At 41.9% G+C, this 15,094-nt stretch carries 14 protein-coding genes; 7 read left to right on the forward strand and 7 right to left on the reverse strand.

Annotation, left to right across the window (positions count from 1 at the left end):
• Positions 1-237: 237 nt before the first annotated feature.
• From ltrA to JSQ81_RS14885, 3 genes are all read right to left on the reverse strand, one after another.
• A complete protein-coding gene (ltrA, locus tag JSQ81_RS14875; RefSeq protein WP_212604798.1) occupies positions 238-1,560 on the reverse strand; it encodes a group II intron reverse transcriptase/maturase in 1,323 nt (440 codons plus the stop codon).
• An 816-nt stretch (positions 1,561-2,376) separates the two neighbouring features.
• Positions 2,377-2,562, reverse strand: a complete 186-nt coding sequence (locus JSQ81_RS14880) for an SE1832 family protein (protein ID WP_212604799.1) — start codon at positions 2,560-2,562, stop codon at positions 2,377-2,379.
• A 26-nt stretch (positions 2,563-2,588) separates the two neighbouring features.
• Positions 2,589-3,650 (reverse strand): PseG/SpsG family protein, encoded by a 1,062-nt coding sequence (locus JSQ81_RS14885; protein ID WP_212604800.1) that lies wholly within the window; start codon positions 3,648-3,650, stop codon positions 2,589-2,591.
• Between the two features lie 134 nt (positions 3,651-3,784).
• On the opposite strand from JSQ81_RS14885, the gene JSQ81_RS14890 reads away from it, so the two are divergent.
• Positions 3,785-5,656 (forward strand): cation:proton antiporter, encoded by a 1,872-nt coding sequence (locus JSQ81_RS14890; protein WP_249336552.1) that lies wholly within the window; start codon positions 3,785-3,787, stop codon positions 5,654-5,656.
• Between the two features lie 57 nt (positions 5,657-5,713).
• On the opposite strand, the gene JSQ81_RS14895 is transcribed toward JSQ81_RS14890, so the two are convergent.
• From JSQ81_RS14895 to JSQ81_RS14905, 3 genes are all read right to left on the reverse strand, one after another.
• A complete protein-coding gene (locus JSQ81_RS14895) occupies positions 5,714-6,334 on the reverse strand; it encodes a hypothetical protein (RefSeq protein WP_212604801.1) in 621 nt (206 codons plus the stop codon).
• The gene (locus JSQ81_RS14900) at positions 6,318-6,821 is read right to left on the reverse strand and encodes an RNA polymerase sigma factor (protein WP_212604802.1); all 504 of its coding nucleotides are present in this window, start codon (positions 6,819-6,821) and stop codon (positions 6,318-6,320) included. Before JSQ81_RS14900 ends, JSQ81_RS14895 begins: the two co-directional genes overlap by 17 nt.
• A 104-nt stretch (positions 6,822-6,925) precedes the next feature.
• Complete coding sequence (locus JSQ81_RS14905; protein ID WP_212604803.1) at positions 6,926-7,144, reverse strand: hypothetical protein; 219 nt, start codon at positions 7,142-7,144, stop codon at positions 6,926-6,928.
• Between the two features lie 40 nt (positions 7,145-7,184).
• Between JSQ81_RS14905 and JSQ81_RS14910 the strand changes: the two genes are divergently transcribed.
• The 5 genes from JSQ81_RS14910 (at position 7,185) to JSQ81_RS14930 (ending at position 13,191) form a co-directional block, all read left to right on the forward strand.
• Entirely contained in the window at positions 7,185-9,341 is a 2,157-nt protein-coding gene (locus JSQ81_RS14910; protein ID WP_212604804.1) for a DNA topoisomerase III, read from the forward strand.
• A gap of 49 nt (positions 9,342-9,390) precedes the next feature.
• Positions 9,391-9,885, forward strand: a complete 495-nt coding sequence (gene ybaK / locus JSQ81_RS14915) for a Cys-tRNA(Pro) deacylase (protein WP_212604805.1) — start codon at positions 9,391-9,393, stop codon at positions 9,883-9,885.
• Positions 9,886-9,914: 29 nt separating this feature from the next.
• Positions 9,915-10,547 (forward strand): YczE/YyaS/YitT family protein, encoded by a 633-nt coding sequence (locus JSQ81_RS14920; protein ID WP_212604806.1) that lies wholly within the window; start codon positions 9,915-9,917, stop codon positions 10,545-10,547.
• A gap of 330 nt (positions 10,548-10,877) precedes the next feature.
• Positions 10,878-11,945 carry a hypothetical protein gene (locus JSQ81_RS14925; protein WP_212604807.1) on the forward strand — a complete coding sequence of 356 codons (1,068 nt, stop codon included), beginning with the start codon at positions 10,878-10,880 and terminating at the stop codon, positions 11,943-11,945.
• 58 nt (positions 11,946-12,003) lie between these two features.
• Positions 12,004-13,191 (forward strand): glycine C-acetyltransferase, encoded by a 1,188-nt coding sequence (locus JSQ81_RS14930; RefSeq protein ID WP_212604808.1) that lies wholly within the window; start codon positions 12,004-12,006, stop codon positions 13,189-13,191.
• A gap of 51 nt (positions 13,192-13,242) precedes the next feature.
• Here JSQ81_RS14930 and JSQ81_RS14935 read toward each other — a convergent pair whose 3' ends face one another.
• Positions 13,243-13,905, reverse strand: coding sequence for a hypothetical protein (locus JSQ81_RS14935; RefSeq protein WP_212604809.1), 663 nt, complete (start codon positions 13,903-13,905; stop codon positions 13,243-13,245).
• Positions 13,906-14,082: 177 nt separating this feature from the next.
• Here JSQ81_RS14935 and JSQ81_RS14940 point away from each other — a divergent pair, with 177 nt between their 5' ends.
• The gene (locus JSQ81_RS14940) at positions 14,083-15,033 is read left to right on the forward strand and encodes an L-threonine 3-dehydrogenase (RefSeq protein WP_212604810.1); all 951 of its coding nucleotides are present in this window, start codon (positions 14,083-14,085) and stop codon (positions 15,031-15,033) included.
• Positions 15,034-15,094 lie beyond the last annotated feature (61 nt).

Genomic DNA, 15,094 nt, shown 5'->3' on the forward strand with positions numbered 1-15,094 from the left:
CCGTTGATTTCCGTTCCGGACGGCGCTTTCCTGCGGGCATCACCTCAATCTCCTCGTCGCTGCGCTCCTGCGGGGCTTTCGGTTGATAAAAGCAAGAGTGATCTTCTCTTGCCATCTTTGCTCTCTATTTCCGGTCGAGTAGGTGGAAACCTTTCTCCCTTTCGGGAGATTGTATTTCACACCCCTCACAGAACCGTGCGTGCGCTATTAACGCACACGGCTCTTCCATTTTATCATTCACAGAATATAGCTAATCTCTTCGCGAAGTTTAAAGATATTAACCTTTACCTTCGGTATTGGGAAAGGAAACATTCGTAGGAACAAGTTGAACTTGTCAAAGTTAAAAGATTTCCTTTGACTTCTTCTGTTCATCCATTTGAAAAATAGAATCTTAACCTTGTCTACAAAGTTTCTAACACTTCGGCTATTGTCAGTTATGCAGTAATAGTTAAAGTAACCATTCAATGACCGTTGAAGTCGTTTGGCTACAACGTGTATATTCATTGTGCGATTGGCCATAAGCCACTCTTTGCATTCTTTCAATTTAGCTCGCATCTTCTTCCCACTTGTTTTCCGTTTCACTCGGAATTTACCATGTTTACTTTGACTACAGAAATGCGTGAAGCCTAGAAATTCAAATGTTTCAGGCTTTCCTTTTCGTTTGCTGTTTCTTACAGCGTATTTCCCGAAGGGAATAATCTTTGTTTTATCCTCCGCAATTTCAAGATTGAATTTCTTCAGTCTCAAGGTTAGGGCACGATAAAAATTATTTGCTTCTGTTTCGCTTTGAAAACAGCATACGAAATCGTCCGCATACCTCACCATATATGCTTGTCCTTTACAGGACTTACGCACGGCTTTCTCAAACCATAAGTCAAGAACATAGTGAAGATAGATGTTTGCGAGAATCGGTGATATGATGCCACCTTGAGGAGTTCCAACATCTGTTTTGTAGAAACTTCCGTTTTCCATGTATCCGCCCTTTAGAAATCTTGCAATAATTCCCAATAGGGCTGGGTCGGCAATTCTATGCTTAAGGAATTTCATCAGCCATTCGTGATTGACGTTGTCAAAGAATCCCTTGATATCCACGTCAACAATAAAGTTCGTATATCGCTCCTCAAGATATACATTAAGTATTTTGAGCGCATCATGACAGTTTCGTTTCGGTCGAAACCCAAAAGAACTATCTAGGAAGATTGGTTCATACATGGCATTTAAAATCTTGGCTATCCCTCTTTGAACTATCTTATCTTCGTACTCGGGAATGCCTAACGGCCTTTTCTTATCTGAACCTGCCTTTGCAATATACGTTCTTCTAACGGGAACGGGCTTGTAGCTTTTCTTTTTCATTCTTTCTACAAGCTTTGCAATGTTTTCATCCAGATTCTCACCATATTCTTCTTTGGTAACTTTCTGGATTCCTGTCGCTTTTCCTGCCGGAAGTTCATGGTGACATTGTTTAAGGTTTTCTTCGTTGAGTAAATGCACAACTGAAGTAAACTTCATATCCGGTCTCTCTTTAGCTAACTCAGCTATCCTTATCAGTTTTGTTTCCATTTAGTTGTCTACCTCCGTGTGTAGTAAATGTTTCCCTTTTAAGGACGATAATATGGCGGTTGCCTTTCCTCCATCAGAATTACCCGACTTCATTGGTACTACGCAACCATCCGACTTCCTACCCGGCATTTGGTTTCCTTGCTTTTTATCGCTTGAAATAACCATACTCTCCAATTGGAAAGACCAGACAGGATCTCCCGAGTTGCTGCAACATATCAATGTATGACGTGCCAAGGTCTACGACTCCGAAGGAGTCCCTGCTTTCTTGCCTTTACGATAGCAGAGATATTGCTTTCTGTGCTCCCGAGCACATCAGCCTCCTTGATTCGGCATTTCGGAGCTCAATTCCTTCAACCGCTTGGCTTTCGGCCCGTCACCTAACTGTCTACGCTTAAAGATACAAGTTACCTTGCATCCTTCAAGACTCGCTACGAGTGAATGGCTAATTCTTGCTCGGTGGGAATTCCACCCACTATATGTTGCAACCTAGGCTCGGTCGCTCCGGGAGTCGCCGTCCTCCACTCCAATCAACTAATTTCACTATAAAAAGGATGTTGTTTTACGGGTAGAAAGTCCCAACTTGCAAGCAAAATCATTTGAGTGCAAGCAAACATCATGTGAGTGCAATCAAAACACTTTCAAGTGCATGCAAAACCCATCGGAGTGCAAGCAAACCACATATAAGTGCAAGCAAATTAGAAATAACGACTGTAATCAAAAAAGTCGCCTACACTAGGCGACTTTTACTTCATATTCTTATAAAGAACAAATATCATTACCTACCAATAAATAACCAGAGTAATGAGCTATCTAATCTCACTCAAACTCAGCAAGCTGTTTATTCAACACCGCAAGTTTCTCTTCCATCGCGCCGAGGCGCACTTCGGATTTGGCGACGAATCTATTTTGACCGACAGATTCTAGCTTTTCGATGTCACCTTGTAAATTGACATACTCCATTTTCAGTTCTGCGATTTCTCGTTCGATTTGTTTTTTATCCATGGGAAAAACTCCTATCTTTTTCCCCACTATATCATATCGGAAGTGCTTTTTCCCGTCTCGTTCAGAGTTCCTCGCTTCGGATACTCAAGATAATAGAGAATCGCCTCACATACCATCTCTTTACCTTCTCCTAGATTAAGAGCAACTTGACGCTCAATCGCTTTACGCCTAAGCGGCTCATGTAGAAGCGGTTCCATGATTGCATTTAATAAACTCGACTGTTTTATTTTCCGTCCAGGACCAAGATGAACAAAACCATGTTTTTCCTTCGGGAAATCTAAAGCAGTTTCAAATTCATTTTGCGCCAAAACGATACAAGGAATGCCCATAACTGCGATTTCATAAGGCATGTAACCCGACGCACAAAGAATAACATCCGCAGTAGATAAAAATTCAGCTAATGAGGCAGGCTGTTCTTTGATAAACGTATTCCGTCTTCCCAATGCCATGATTCGCAGCTCGGTTTTATCGTGCTTATAATTTTCACCTAAAAGTAAAGTTACTTTAAGTGGAATTTGTAGCTGTAACATATGACGAAGTGCACGGTACGTCAAGTTTCCTAAATCTTCATCACCAAAAGTTATTACTAAATGCGGAAGTGGGCGAGTGGCTGCTTTTCCCAAACCGATATGTTTAAATGAAGACACTTGTTCATCTGCGATAAAAGTTTCCGGTCCGACTACGTAATGCTCATGCGGCTTATCATTACTTTCCGTGTAAAGCGTTTGAATCACCATGTCGGCCAACTCGCCGCCACCTCCGAAGTCGTCAAAATGAATAATCGAAGGAACGATTTTACGAATCTTATCGACTTCTTCTTGTGTGGTGGATCCGCTATCTCGAACAAGCAAATTCGGTCTTGTTTTCTCGAGAATGCCCAACAACTCTGAACTATTTTTAAATGTGATTGTTTTAAATCCTTCAGGGGCAGGGTGAGATCCTTTTTTAAGAATAAATATAATTTCGATTGTATCTGGTAATGACTCGGCTATCACTTTTGCCCGTCGAATAGGGTATGTCCCTTTTCCTTCCGTGTCCTGAATGTAAAATGCCAACATCATTTGCGGTAGTTTGTCTATTGGAATCATCCTTCCTAATCCAAACGTTTTTATTATCTCTTTATCGTATGGTTAGAAAAATTAATTTATGTATTTTTAGGGTTGTACAGAAGTTATATTGTGTTAAACTTGTTATTTCATTTAGGACATGAGGAGGGGACCCGTTGTTTGATTCATTATTGTTTGACTTAATGCTCGTCGTTCTGATCGGGATATTGTCGCAATGGGCAGCGTGGAGATTTCGAATGCCTGCAATTGTTGTTATGTCTGTGGCGGGACTTCTAGTCGGTCCGATTTTCGGTTGGATTAATCCACAGGAAAGTATGGGGAATCTATTCAGTCCGATTATTACATTTGCGGTAGCGCTCATTTTATTCGAAGGAAGTTTAAACCTCGATTTCAAGGAAATTAGAGGATTCAATAAACCGGTGCTAAGAATCATCACAGTCGGCGCATTTATCGCTTGGATTGCCGGTTCATTAGCAGCCTATTATGTAGCAGGCTTATCTTTATCAGTTGCATTTATTATCGGGGGCCTATTCATCGTTACCGGCCCGACGGTTATTTTACCGCTTTTAAGGCAAGCAAAACTGAAACCGCGTCCTGCTGCGATTTTGAAGTGGGAAGGGATCGTTGTCGACCCGTTCGGTGCGCTTCTCGCCGTTTTTGCTTTTGAATTTATTCGATTCGTGGACGGAGAAGTGACATTAAACTCATTTCTATTGTTCTTTGCAGCATCCATTTTTGCAGTTCTCTTAGGATGGGGAGTTGCTCATATTCTTGGGGTCGCCTTTGAACGTGGAAGGGTTCCGGAGTTTTTAAAATCGCCTGTGTTATTCGCGGTCGTTATTTTCACTTTCGTATTTTCGGATGAAATTATGCCGCAAACTGGTCTGCTTGCAGTAACGGCAATGGGTATGACGATGGCGAATATGCATTTAACGTCAATCCGGGAAATCCGTCATTTCAAAGAGAATATTTCCGTGCTCTTGATTTCAGGAATTTTCGTCATGTTAACAGCATCGTTAAATCCAAAAGTGCTCATCGAAATTTTTAACTCGAATATTATTCTTTATGTTCTTGCCATGTTATTTATCGTTCGTCCAATGTCCATTTGGATTTCGACAATTGGCACAGACTTGACTGTGAAAGAAAAGCTGCTTGTCGGATGGATTGCACCACGCGGCATTGTAGCACTGACCGTATCTGGTTATTTTGCTACGATATTATTTGATTACGGGTATCCCGATGCAGAGCGACTGACGGCGTTAACATTCGCACTCGTTTTTTCGACAGTGGTTCTTCACGGGTTTACAATTGGACCACTCGCGAAAAAGTTGAATTTAACAACGACCGAAGAATCAGGAATTCTTATTGTCGGAGGAAGTCGTTTTGCAGCTGAATTTGCAAAATCGGTGAAAGAAACAGGCAATGAAGTACTCATCATCGATCGAACATGGGCAGGGTTAACACATGCCCGAAAACTAGGGTTGAACAGCTTCGTTGGCGATATTCTCTCGCGGAAACTTGATTATGAACTAGATTTGACGCCGTATCGATTCATGTTGGCGATGTCGAAAATCGATACGTACAACGCACATGTCTGTGAAGATTTTGAACCGGAACTTGGCGCCGATCATTTGTACCAAACGGCATTTCATTTCAATCATGAAAATATGTCATCGGCAGTTTCAGGCGGGGAGACGCTCTTTACGCCGGCTATTTCTATATACGAGCTTGAAGATCGCATCAACACGGGCCATGTCATCCGAAAAACATTAATCACAAAACAATACAGTTACACCCAATATTTACGCGAACGCGATGATAAATCAATTCTGCTTTACATCTTGCGTGCAGATGGAGCAATCGAATTCTACACGCCAGATGACGAATTGCAAGCACAAGCGGGGGACACAGTTATGTCATTAACATCACCTGCAAAAACAATCGAGAAAGTAAAAGAAAGACTCGATGTGGAAAACGGCGAGTCACAAATCCCGATTGAAAAAATTGAAGAATTTTTTACTAAATAAGAATAAAAAGCTGTCAAAACTTGAAAAAGGGATGACAGCTTTTTTGAATGAAACGTCTTATTCCACATAAGTTCCAGTTGAATATTCAATGCCCTCTTCACCTACGAACTTCCTAGGTGCCACTTTTTTCAATGTGTAGGTGAATCCTTGCCTGCCAGTCACTTCAATCGTATACATTTCGTTACTTTTTTTAACTACTCTATATTCGGTAAACTCTCCTACCACTAAAGGCGACTCTTTTATCTTATATTTCGCAAACGCTTCTTCTAAACTTTCATCCGGATTATACTCAAAACTTTGGAATCGATCAAAAACGAAAAGTAAATCTTTATCAAAAATAATTTCAAATTTGGTAGGGCTAGTTGTACTTGTTTGTCTCAATAAGGTCCTATCCCAGGAAGCCGTAACGTCCGTAATAAGCGCTCCATTTCCAGTGGATTCGCCTGCACCTATATAACTTTCATTGTTGATTAAAACAAAAATACCAATGCTGACAGAGATTAAAACGACAAGTGAAACGATAGTTGGAACCCATTTTTGGATGTGAAATCCTTTTTTGTGTCGGTTTGGTTGGAAAATATGGCGGCGTGAATTTTCTTTTTGTGTAGCAGAAGGCTGGAATGATTGACCAAGCGTTTCCAACCCTTTTATCATGTCATCATCAGATAAGTGATTCATTTGTAAATCCTCCTTTCTCCAATTCCTTTTTAAATGCGGCAAGTGCCCGAGACAGACTCATTTTTACTTTCCCTTCCGACCAATTCAAAATGGATGATGTTTCTTTTGTGGAAAAGCCCTCTATCCTTCGCAATATAATCACTTGCTGGTAGCTAGACTTTAATTCACGAAGCGCCTCATAAAATTGTTTTTGCTGCGAATTAAGAAGCGCAATTTTCTCTGGAGATGTATCGTCTCTGAGCAAATTTAAATCGATAAAATACGATAAAGGATTTTTCTTTCTGAAATAACTCATCGTTGTCGTATACGCAATCCTAAAAATCCATGTCTTTATAGAAGACTGTCCTTTGAATTGGTGCTCATTCCGAACAACCTTCAAAAATGTCTCTTGTGTTAAATCCTCGGCAGTATGTGGATCTTTGACTTGTAACAGGATGTAACTGTAAACGGAACCAAAATAGTCATCAAACCACTTCTCACTCGACATCTCTTTCACCTCACTCTACTTACTTAGACGCAATCTATTAAAATCCGTAACGGAATAAATTAATATTCAAATCCCTTAAATCGATTGTATCAGTTAAAAGTTTTTTATTTATTTGTTGTTAGTTCTAATTTGCTTGCACTTACACCATTTTTGGTTGCAATAAATATGGGTTTGCTTGCACCAACATGCCATTTGCTTGCACTCACCCCAAGTTTCCTTGCACTCAAAAGATTTTGCTTGCAAGTCGGGACTTCTGAACCACCTTTCTCTGGCAACAATTCTCCCAAATCCCGTTCATTCGCCCGACATGCACCAAACTGCAATCTCCTCTATAATAGGGATATGTAGAAAGGGGATTTACCTATGTCCAAATCACTTGTATTAGCCGAAAAGCCCTCTGTTGCGCGTGATATTGCGCGAGTGCTAGGCTGTAATAAAAAAGGAAACGGATTTTTAGAAGGAACAAAATATATCGTCACATGGGCGCTTGGCCACTTGGTGACGCATGCCGATCCAGAAGGGTATGGCAATGAATTTAAAGAATGGAAACTTGAACATCTGCCGATTATTCCAGACCCGTTCAAACTCGTTCCGATTCGTCAAACAACGCGGCAGTTCAATGCGGTCAAAAGCCAGTTACGTAGAAATGACGTGTCAGATGTCATTATCGCGACGGATGCAGGGCGTGAAGGTGAACTTGTCGCACGTTGGATTTTAGAACAAACGAAATGCAGAAAACCTGTCAAACGCTTATGGATTTCATCCGTGACAGACAAAGCGATTAAAGACGGGTTCAACAATTTGAAACCAGGTCGCGCTTATGAAAATCTTTACGAAGCAGCGGTTGCACGTGCGGAAGCGGATTGGGTTGTTGGCATTAACGCGACGCGAGCGCTAACCGTAAAACATAATGCACAACTATCAACGGGCCGCGTTCAAACACCAACACTTGGAATGATTGCGGAACGTGAAAAACAAATCAACGAATTTAAACCGAAAGCCTATTACGGCATGCAAGCAATTACCGAAAAAGCGACATTTACTTGGCGCGACAACGCCGGTCAAACGCGGTCATTCGATAAAGAAAGCATTGAAAAACGACTCGAAAAATTAGACGGGATTCATTTCGGGAAAATTAAAGACGTCAAGACGTCACCGAAATCACAGCCGGCACCTCATTTATTTGACTTGACGGAGCTTCAAAAAGAAGCGCATAAACGTTGGTCTTGGTCGGCAAAAGAAACGCTATCCACACTCCAGAATTTATATGAACATCATAAAGCCGTGACATATCCACGTACGGATTCAAAACATTTAACGTCAGATATGGAGAATACGTTGAAAGAGCGTATTAAAGCGGTCGATTTTGGTCCATTCCGAAAAACGACGAATACACTTCTTCGTTCAGGTACGATTAAACCGCAAAGAGGCGTGATTGATGATAAACGTGTTTCAGATCACCACGCGATTATACCGACAGAGGAAACCCCAATTTATCAAAAGCTATCAGATCGTGAACAACGACTTTATGAATTAATCGTCAACCGGTTTCTAGCTGTTTTCTTTGGTCCATTCCGCTATGACCAAGTAACAGCTGAGCTTGTCGTTGGGAATGAAACATTCAATGCTAGAGGTCGCACGGTTACGGATGAAGGCTGGAAAAAAGTATACGCGTCAGACGATGATGCTGTTGAAACGCTTCCTTCATTCAAAAAAGGCGAAGAAGTAAAAGTTCGAGCGGTGACCATGACAGAGGGTAAAACAACACCTCCTGCTCGGTTCAATGAAGGAACACTTCTTGCGGCAATGGAAAATCCGACACAGTTTATGCAAGGTGAATCGAAAGATTTAATCAAGACGATCGGTGAATCGGGCGGACTAGGAACAGTTGCGACGCGCGCTGATGTGATTGAAAGATTGTTCAAGTCATTCGTGATCGAGAAAAAAGGAAATGACATTTTCACGACGTCAAAAGGACGCCAGCTTCTTGAATTAGTACCTGAAGATTTGAAATCGCCGGCGCTCACAGCAGAGTGGGAGCAAGGCCTGACGAAAATCGCCAACGGGAAAATGAAGAAAGCGGACTTCATGAAAGATATGATCGCCTTTTCAAAGCAAGCCGTCACTGAAATCAAAACAGACGATAAAAAGTTCAGGCACGATAATGTCACGGGAAGAACATGTCCGGATTGCGGTAAACTTCTTCTCGAAGTGAACGGAAAACGCGGGAAAATGCATGTTTGTCAAGACCGTGAATGTGGTTATCGTCGAAGCATCTCCAGGCAGACCAATGCAAGATGCCCAGTTTGTAAAAAACGATTGGAACTACGCGGTGAAGGCGATGGTCAAATTTTCGTTTGTTCATGCGGACACCGAGAAAAACTATCAGCATTTGAAAAACGCCGAAAAGAATCAGGTAATCGCGCGAATAAACGGGATGTCCAAAAGTATATGAAAAAGCAAGAAGAACCAGAAAACACCGCAATGGCGGAAGCATTGAAAAAACTATTCGATAAATAATAATCGGCTGCCGCGAACTGGCGGCCTTTTATATAAAGGATGACTACTCATGGCGAAACCAAATAAAGCAGCGAAAACGAATGCTGTCCGAATTTTAGATGGTGAAAATATCGATTACGAGTTAATGGAATATGATGTGAGTGATGGCCAAGTAGACGGGGTTTCCGTCGCACAAAAAACAGACCAAGCAGTAGAAACCGTGTATAAAACACTTGTAACCAAAGCAGGCGAAAAAGAACTGTTTGTGTTTCTATTGCCAGTCGCACTCGAACTCGATTTAAAGAAAGCGGCAAAAGCGGCTGGTGTTAAGAAATTGGAAATGCTTCCTTTAAAAGATTTAACGAAAGAAACTGGATATATCCGCGGAGGCTGTTCAGCAATCGGCATGAAAAGAAAATATCCGACATTTATTGATGCGAATGCATTGGCACTAGACAAAATAATTGTAAGCGCTGGTCGGCCAGGCGTGCAGATGAAACTATCGCCGGAAGATCTCAGAGAAGTATCGGAAGCTATATTTATTGATATTGTGAAAACTCAGTAGCAGTTTGAACAGGGGAAAGAAGGACTTGAATGAGAAAGATATTATTTTGGAGATGGGCATTCTATCTATTCGGCATGCTAGTCATGGCGCTCGGCATCACCATGACGATAAAAGGGCATCGTCTCGGAATCGGACCATGGGACGTACTGCATGTCGGTTTATTTAATAAGTTTGGACTAACAATTGGTACATGGAGCATACTTTTGGGGCTTACGATCGTGACAACAACAGCGATTATTCGAAAAGAGTTTCCCCAAATCGGCACCTGGCTCAATATGCTTTTAATCGGGTTATTTATCGACATGTTCAATTGGATGATCCCAGAAATTGAAACACTCGCCGCGCAAACGGTCATCTTTCTGTTCGGCGTTGTCGTAATGAGCTACGGCGCCGGCATTTACGTGTCGCCCAATATCGGAGCAGGTCCGCGAGATAGCCTCATGCTTGTCATCGTCGATAAATTCGGAACAAGCCTCAAAAAAGCACGAACCATCATCGAAATACTCGCCGCTTTAGCAGGCTGGATCCTCGGCGGTCCAGTCGGAATCGGAACTGTCATTGTTGCCATCGTTATTGGCCAAATCGTCCAGTATTCACTACCGCAAAGTCGAGCACTCTTGTTGAAAATTATTGGTGAAACAGATGTGAAAGTTTTATTGTAAAAATAAAGTACAGGATGAATTATTCATAATTCATCTCCTGTGCTTTTTTTTCACTCGATTTTTACGACTAGATTTATTAACCCCACAGTATATTGAAGTCAGTAGTTGATTGGAGTGGAGGGGGTCGACTCCCGCGGGAATAGCATCAACCGAAAGCCCCGCAGGAACGCAGTGACGAGGAGATTGAGGTGATGCCCGCAGGAAAGCGACCCCCGCAACGGAAATCAACGGTATCCCAGACATTTTTCATTCAGAACAAAACAAGCCGTGCTTTTTTAGGTTGTCCCAGCATAAGCTGATTGTATGAAATCGGAAAGGGGAGTGCGCGACATGTATGGTTCAATAACAAAGTATATGGGGACAGCTTATACAGGTCTAGGAATCTCACATAAATACGACGAACTCATAGCATCGGCAGACGAAACGGTATTTTTGAAATGCCCGCCAACAACCGCATTATCAACAATCTTGAACAACACAGGCATGCACTTTGTAAAACGTGGTTTTGACATCGACAAATTTATGAATCCGGCACAACCAGATATTACCGACGCAGTTTTCATCAAGGAACCCAATCTATTATTCATTCAAGCATCGCATCCAGTAGCACTTGAACCTTCAGACATCGGGGGACGCCACCGAGTCGTCAGTTTTTACGACATGTACGACGAGCAAAAATTGCGCGAACATAATGGATTCATTGCCAAAAGCCTCTCGGAAGCAGAAACGGCCTTAGAGAAATCGTTAAGTGCATTGGCCGAAGCGAAAACGATCCACGACGAATGGGAATCGCTAAATATTAAACGCATGAAATGGCATGAACACGAAAATCTGATCAAATCATTGAGAGAAGAACTATTTGGGACAATCCGTTTAAACAAACAATCGACAATTTCACATCGACTCATCGGATCCTTAACATCCGCTGGCGCTTGCGATTTTGTCCCCTCGATTACCAGTCATGTAAAACGACGGATGCTGATTAAAGGGCTTCCAGGAACGGGAAAATCGACCATGATGAGAGCACTCGGAAAAGAGGCGGAGTCAAGAGGGTTTGACGTTATTTATGGTTGGTGCGGTTTGGATCCTGCAGGTATCGACCTCGTATTATTCCCGGAGCTGTCCATTTGTTTTCTAGACGCGACACAACCGCATGAATATGACCCCGAATTAAAAGGCGATGAAGTCGTCGATTTGGTATCGATGTGCGAAGAAAATGAAGAAATCGAAGAACAAATCATTCCAATCAGCAACATCTACCGGGAAAAAATTCTAGATGCAACCGGCTATATGCAGGCCTATGCGCAAGCTGAAAAAGGCGTGAAAATAACGATGGATTCGGCAATAAAAGACATCATCTTTCAGGAGAAATCTGAAAAGCTCATAGCCCCGCACTGACAGGCAGATGGACTGTATGGTACTATGAAGGCATATACAGTCTGAAAGGAAGAGTGCCTTGTCTAAAATTTTAGATGCATTTTTAACAGAAAACTTAGAAGAACTTCGCGACGCAGGATTATACAATGAAATCGATCCTGTTGAAGGACCAAATGGCGCAACAATCAAAATTGATGGAAAAGAGTTAATCAACCTATCCTCAAATAACTATCTTGGACTTGCAACAGACGAAGATTTGAAAAAACTTGCGAAAGACGCAGTCGATAAATACGGTGTGGGCGCAGGAGCTGTTCGTTCAATCAACGGAACCCTCGATATCCATATCGAACTCGAAAAGAAACTGGCTGAATTTAAAGGAACAGAAGCAGCAATTTCTTATCAATCAGGATTTAACTGTAATATGGCGGCAATTTCAGCAGTTATGAATAAAAACGACGCCATTTTATCCGACGAATTAAACCACGCATCAATCATTGACGGATGTCGTCTGTCCGGTGCGAAAATTATTCGCGTGAATCACCAAGACATGGACGATTTACGTGCGAAAGCGAAGGAAGCGACTGAATCGGGTTTATATGAAAAAGTCATGTACATTACAGACGGCGTATTCTCCATGGACGGTAATATCGCTGACCTTCCATCAATCGTGGAAATCGCGAAAGAGTTCGATCTCATCACGTACGTTGACGATGCGCACGGATCAGGCGTAACGGGTAAAGGAAAAGGAACAGTAAAACATTTCGGTCTCGAAAAAGAAATCGACATGCAAATGGGCACGCTATCGAAAGCAGTCGGCGTTGTCGGCGGATATGTCGCGGGCAAACAAAACTTGATCGATTGGTTAAAAGTTCGCTCACGTCCATTCCTATTCTCAACAGCTGTAACACCAGCTGACGTTGCAGCGACAATCGGCGCATTGCAACAAATTATTGATTCGACAGAACTTCACGATAAACTATGGGAAAACGGGGCCTACTTAAAAGCAGGTCTTAAAAAACTAGGCTTTGATATCGGTGCATCTGAAACGCCGATCACGCCATGTATTATCGGAGAAGAAAAGCTTTCACAAGAATTTTCGAGACGTTTAATGGAAGAAGGCGTTTACGCTAAATCCATCGTCTTCCCGACAGTAGCAAGAGGAAAAGGTCGTGTCCGAAACATGCCAACAGCAGCGCATACGAAAGAAATGCTAGACGAGGCATTGGCCATTTATGAAAAAGTCGGTAAAGAACTAAACATAATTTAATGGAATAAAATAAACCCTAGACAGCGATAATTGTCTAGGGTTTTTCTATGTTTACTGCGGCGTATCGTTTCCCATGCGTCTCATCGTATGGAACAACACAAATCGCTGTATCCCGAGCGCGCTCTCAATCGATCTATTCGCTTCAATTTTAAACGCGCTCATATCCCCGCGCTTCTTCGCATCAGCCGCCTTTAATGAATGAATCATCCACGGCGTTTCCACTTTCTCCGAGAACTCGATAGAATCCATGAATTTTCCTTTTAAAATATAAGCATAAGCTTTGAAATAGTCGCGGTGGTCATCGCTTTTGATATTATCGGCATGACGTAACACCGCCTGTGAATCATTCTTAAGAATGGCAAGATGTGCTCCGTAAATATCATGCATATCTTCTTCGCGATATGTATTCATGATTCGCTTTAAAGCGACTTCAACATCTTGATCTGTGCCATTTGCCAGTGCATAAGAATAACCGAAAATAGGCCGTTTATGGTTATTGTTTATGTAACGACCAATTGCTTTGATTGATTTGGATTTGTAAATAATATGCGCCGGCCAAAAAGCTGAAAATCCAATATATGAAACAATAATCAGAACGAAAATAAGCGGCTTCGGAACGCCGTAGGAAATTAAGACGAATGAAAGTAGGGCCACTACGGTAATGATAATGATAAATCGAAAAACTTTCGGAAAAATAGATGGTTTTTTTGGCAAATCTTCACACCTCGAGTTTTCTTTTAGTATACCAGAACTAGGAAGTAAATAATGTTGTCTTTTCCGCGTGAACATTTTATAATAAAGGAAAGTTGTCATGCACATGTTTAAGTAAATAAACATTTTTAATGTCCTTTCCATAAATACAAATGACCGCGAATGAAAGGGGTAATTAATTTGAAGAAAATAATTGTCACTGGAGCGCTTGGACAAATAGGTTCCGAGCTAATCACTAAGCTTCGATCAGAATACGGTGTGGATAATGTATTAGCTACCGATATTCGTCATCCAAATACTGGTGCAGCCGCCCGAGGCCCATTTGAAATCTTAGATGTCACAGATGCAAAAAAAATGCACACGCTCGCAAATGATTTCGGAGCAGACACCATGATGCATATGGCGGCTCTTTTATCTGCCAAAGCAGAAGAAAATCCGATGCTCGCATGGAATTTAAATATGGGCGGACTCATGAATGCGCTCGAAGTCTCCCGCGAATTAAATTTGCAGTTTTTCACACCAAGCTCAATCGGCGCATTCGGTCCATCAACTCCGAAAAAAGGAACCCCTCAAGACACCTTACAACGCCCAACAACAATGTACGGAGTCAATAAAGTAGCGGGCGAGTTGCTATGTGATTATTATTTCAATAAATACGGACTTGATACTCGAGGTGTCAGATTCCCAGGACTAATTTCCAACGTAGCCAAACCGGGCGGGGGAACGACAGACTATGCGGTCGATATTTATTATAAAGCGCTAGAAGAAGGAAAATATACATCATACATCGCAGAAGGAACGTATATGGACATGATGTACATGCCCGACGCGCTTCAAGCAATCGTTGATTTACTGGAAGCAGACCCAGCGAAACTCGTTCACCGCAACGCATTTAATGTCACAGCGATGAGTTTTGAACCATCTGAAATCGCAGCATCCATCAAAAAACAAATACCAGATTTCGAAATAGCGTATGAAGTCGATCCAATCCGCCAAGCAATCGCAGACAGCTGGCCAGACGCCATCGACCCATCCACCGCAATCAAAGAATGGGGCTTCAAAGCAGCATATAACCTGGATAAAATGACAATCGACATGTTAGAGAAATTAAAAATAAAACTAAACAAATAATAGTGAAAAACCGTGAGCAAACCACTCACGGTTTTTTATTTTTGAGGGAAAATCGCCGAAA

The organism is Sporosarcina sp. Marseille-Q4063, from assembly GCF_018309085.1.
Taxonomy (GTDB): Bacteria; Bacillota; Bacilli; order Bacillales_A; family Planococcaceae; genus Sporosarcina.

Coding starts and splice junctions, on each gene's coding strand:
- JSQ81_RS14895 (WP_212604801.1), bottom strand. CDS start 6,334: ATGAATCACTTATCTGATGATGACATGATAAAAGGGTTGGAAACGCTT.
- JSQ81_RS14880 (WP_212604799.1), bottom strand. CDS start 2,562: ATGGATAAAAAACAAATCGAACGAGAAATCGCAGAACTGAAAATGGAG.
- ltrA (WP_212604798.1), bottom strand. CDS start 1,560: ATGGAAACAAAACTGATAAGGATAGCTGAGTTAGCTAAAGAGAGACCG.
- JSQ81_RS14900 (WP_212604802.1), bottom strand. CDS start 6,821: ATGTCGAGTGAGAAGTGGTTTGATGACTATTTTGGTTCCGTTTACAGT.
- ybaK (WP_212604805.1), top strand. CDS start 9,391: ATGGCGAAACCAAATAAAGCAGCGAAAACGAATGCTGTCCGAATTTTA.
- JSQ81_RS14925 (WP_212604807.1), top strand. CDS start 10,878: ATGTATGGTTCAATAACAAAGTATATGGGGACAGCTTATACAGGTCTA.
- JSQ81_RS14885 (WP_212604800.1), bottom strand. CDS start 3,650: ATGATTCCAATAGACAAACTACCGCAAATGATGTTGGCATTTTACATT.
- JSQ81_RS14920 (WP_212604806.1), top strand. CDS start 9,915: ATGAGAAAGATATTATTTTGGAGATGGGCATTCTATCTATTCGGCATG.
- JSQ81_RS14910 (WP_212604804.1), top strand. CDS start 7,185: ATGTCCAAATCACTTGTATTAGCCGAAAAGCCCTCTGTTGCGCGTGAT.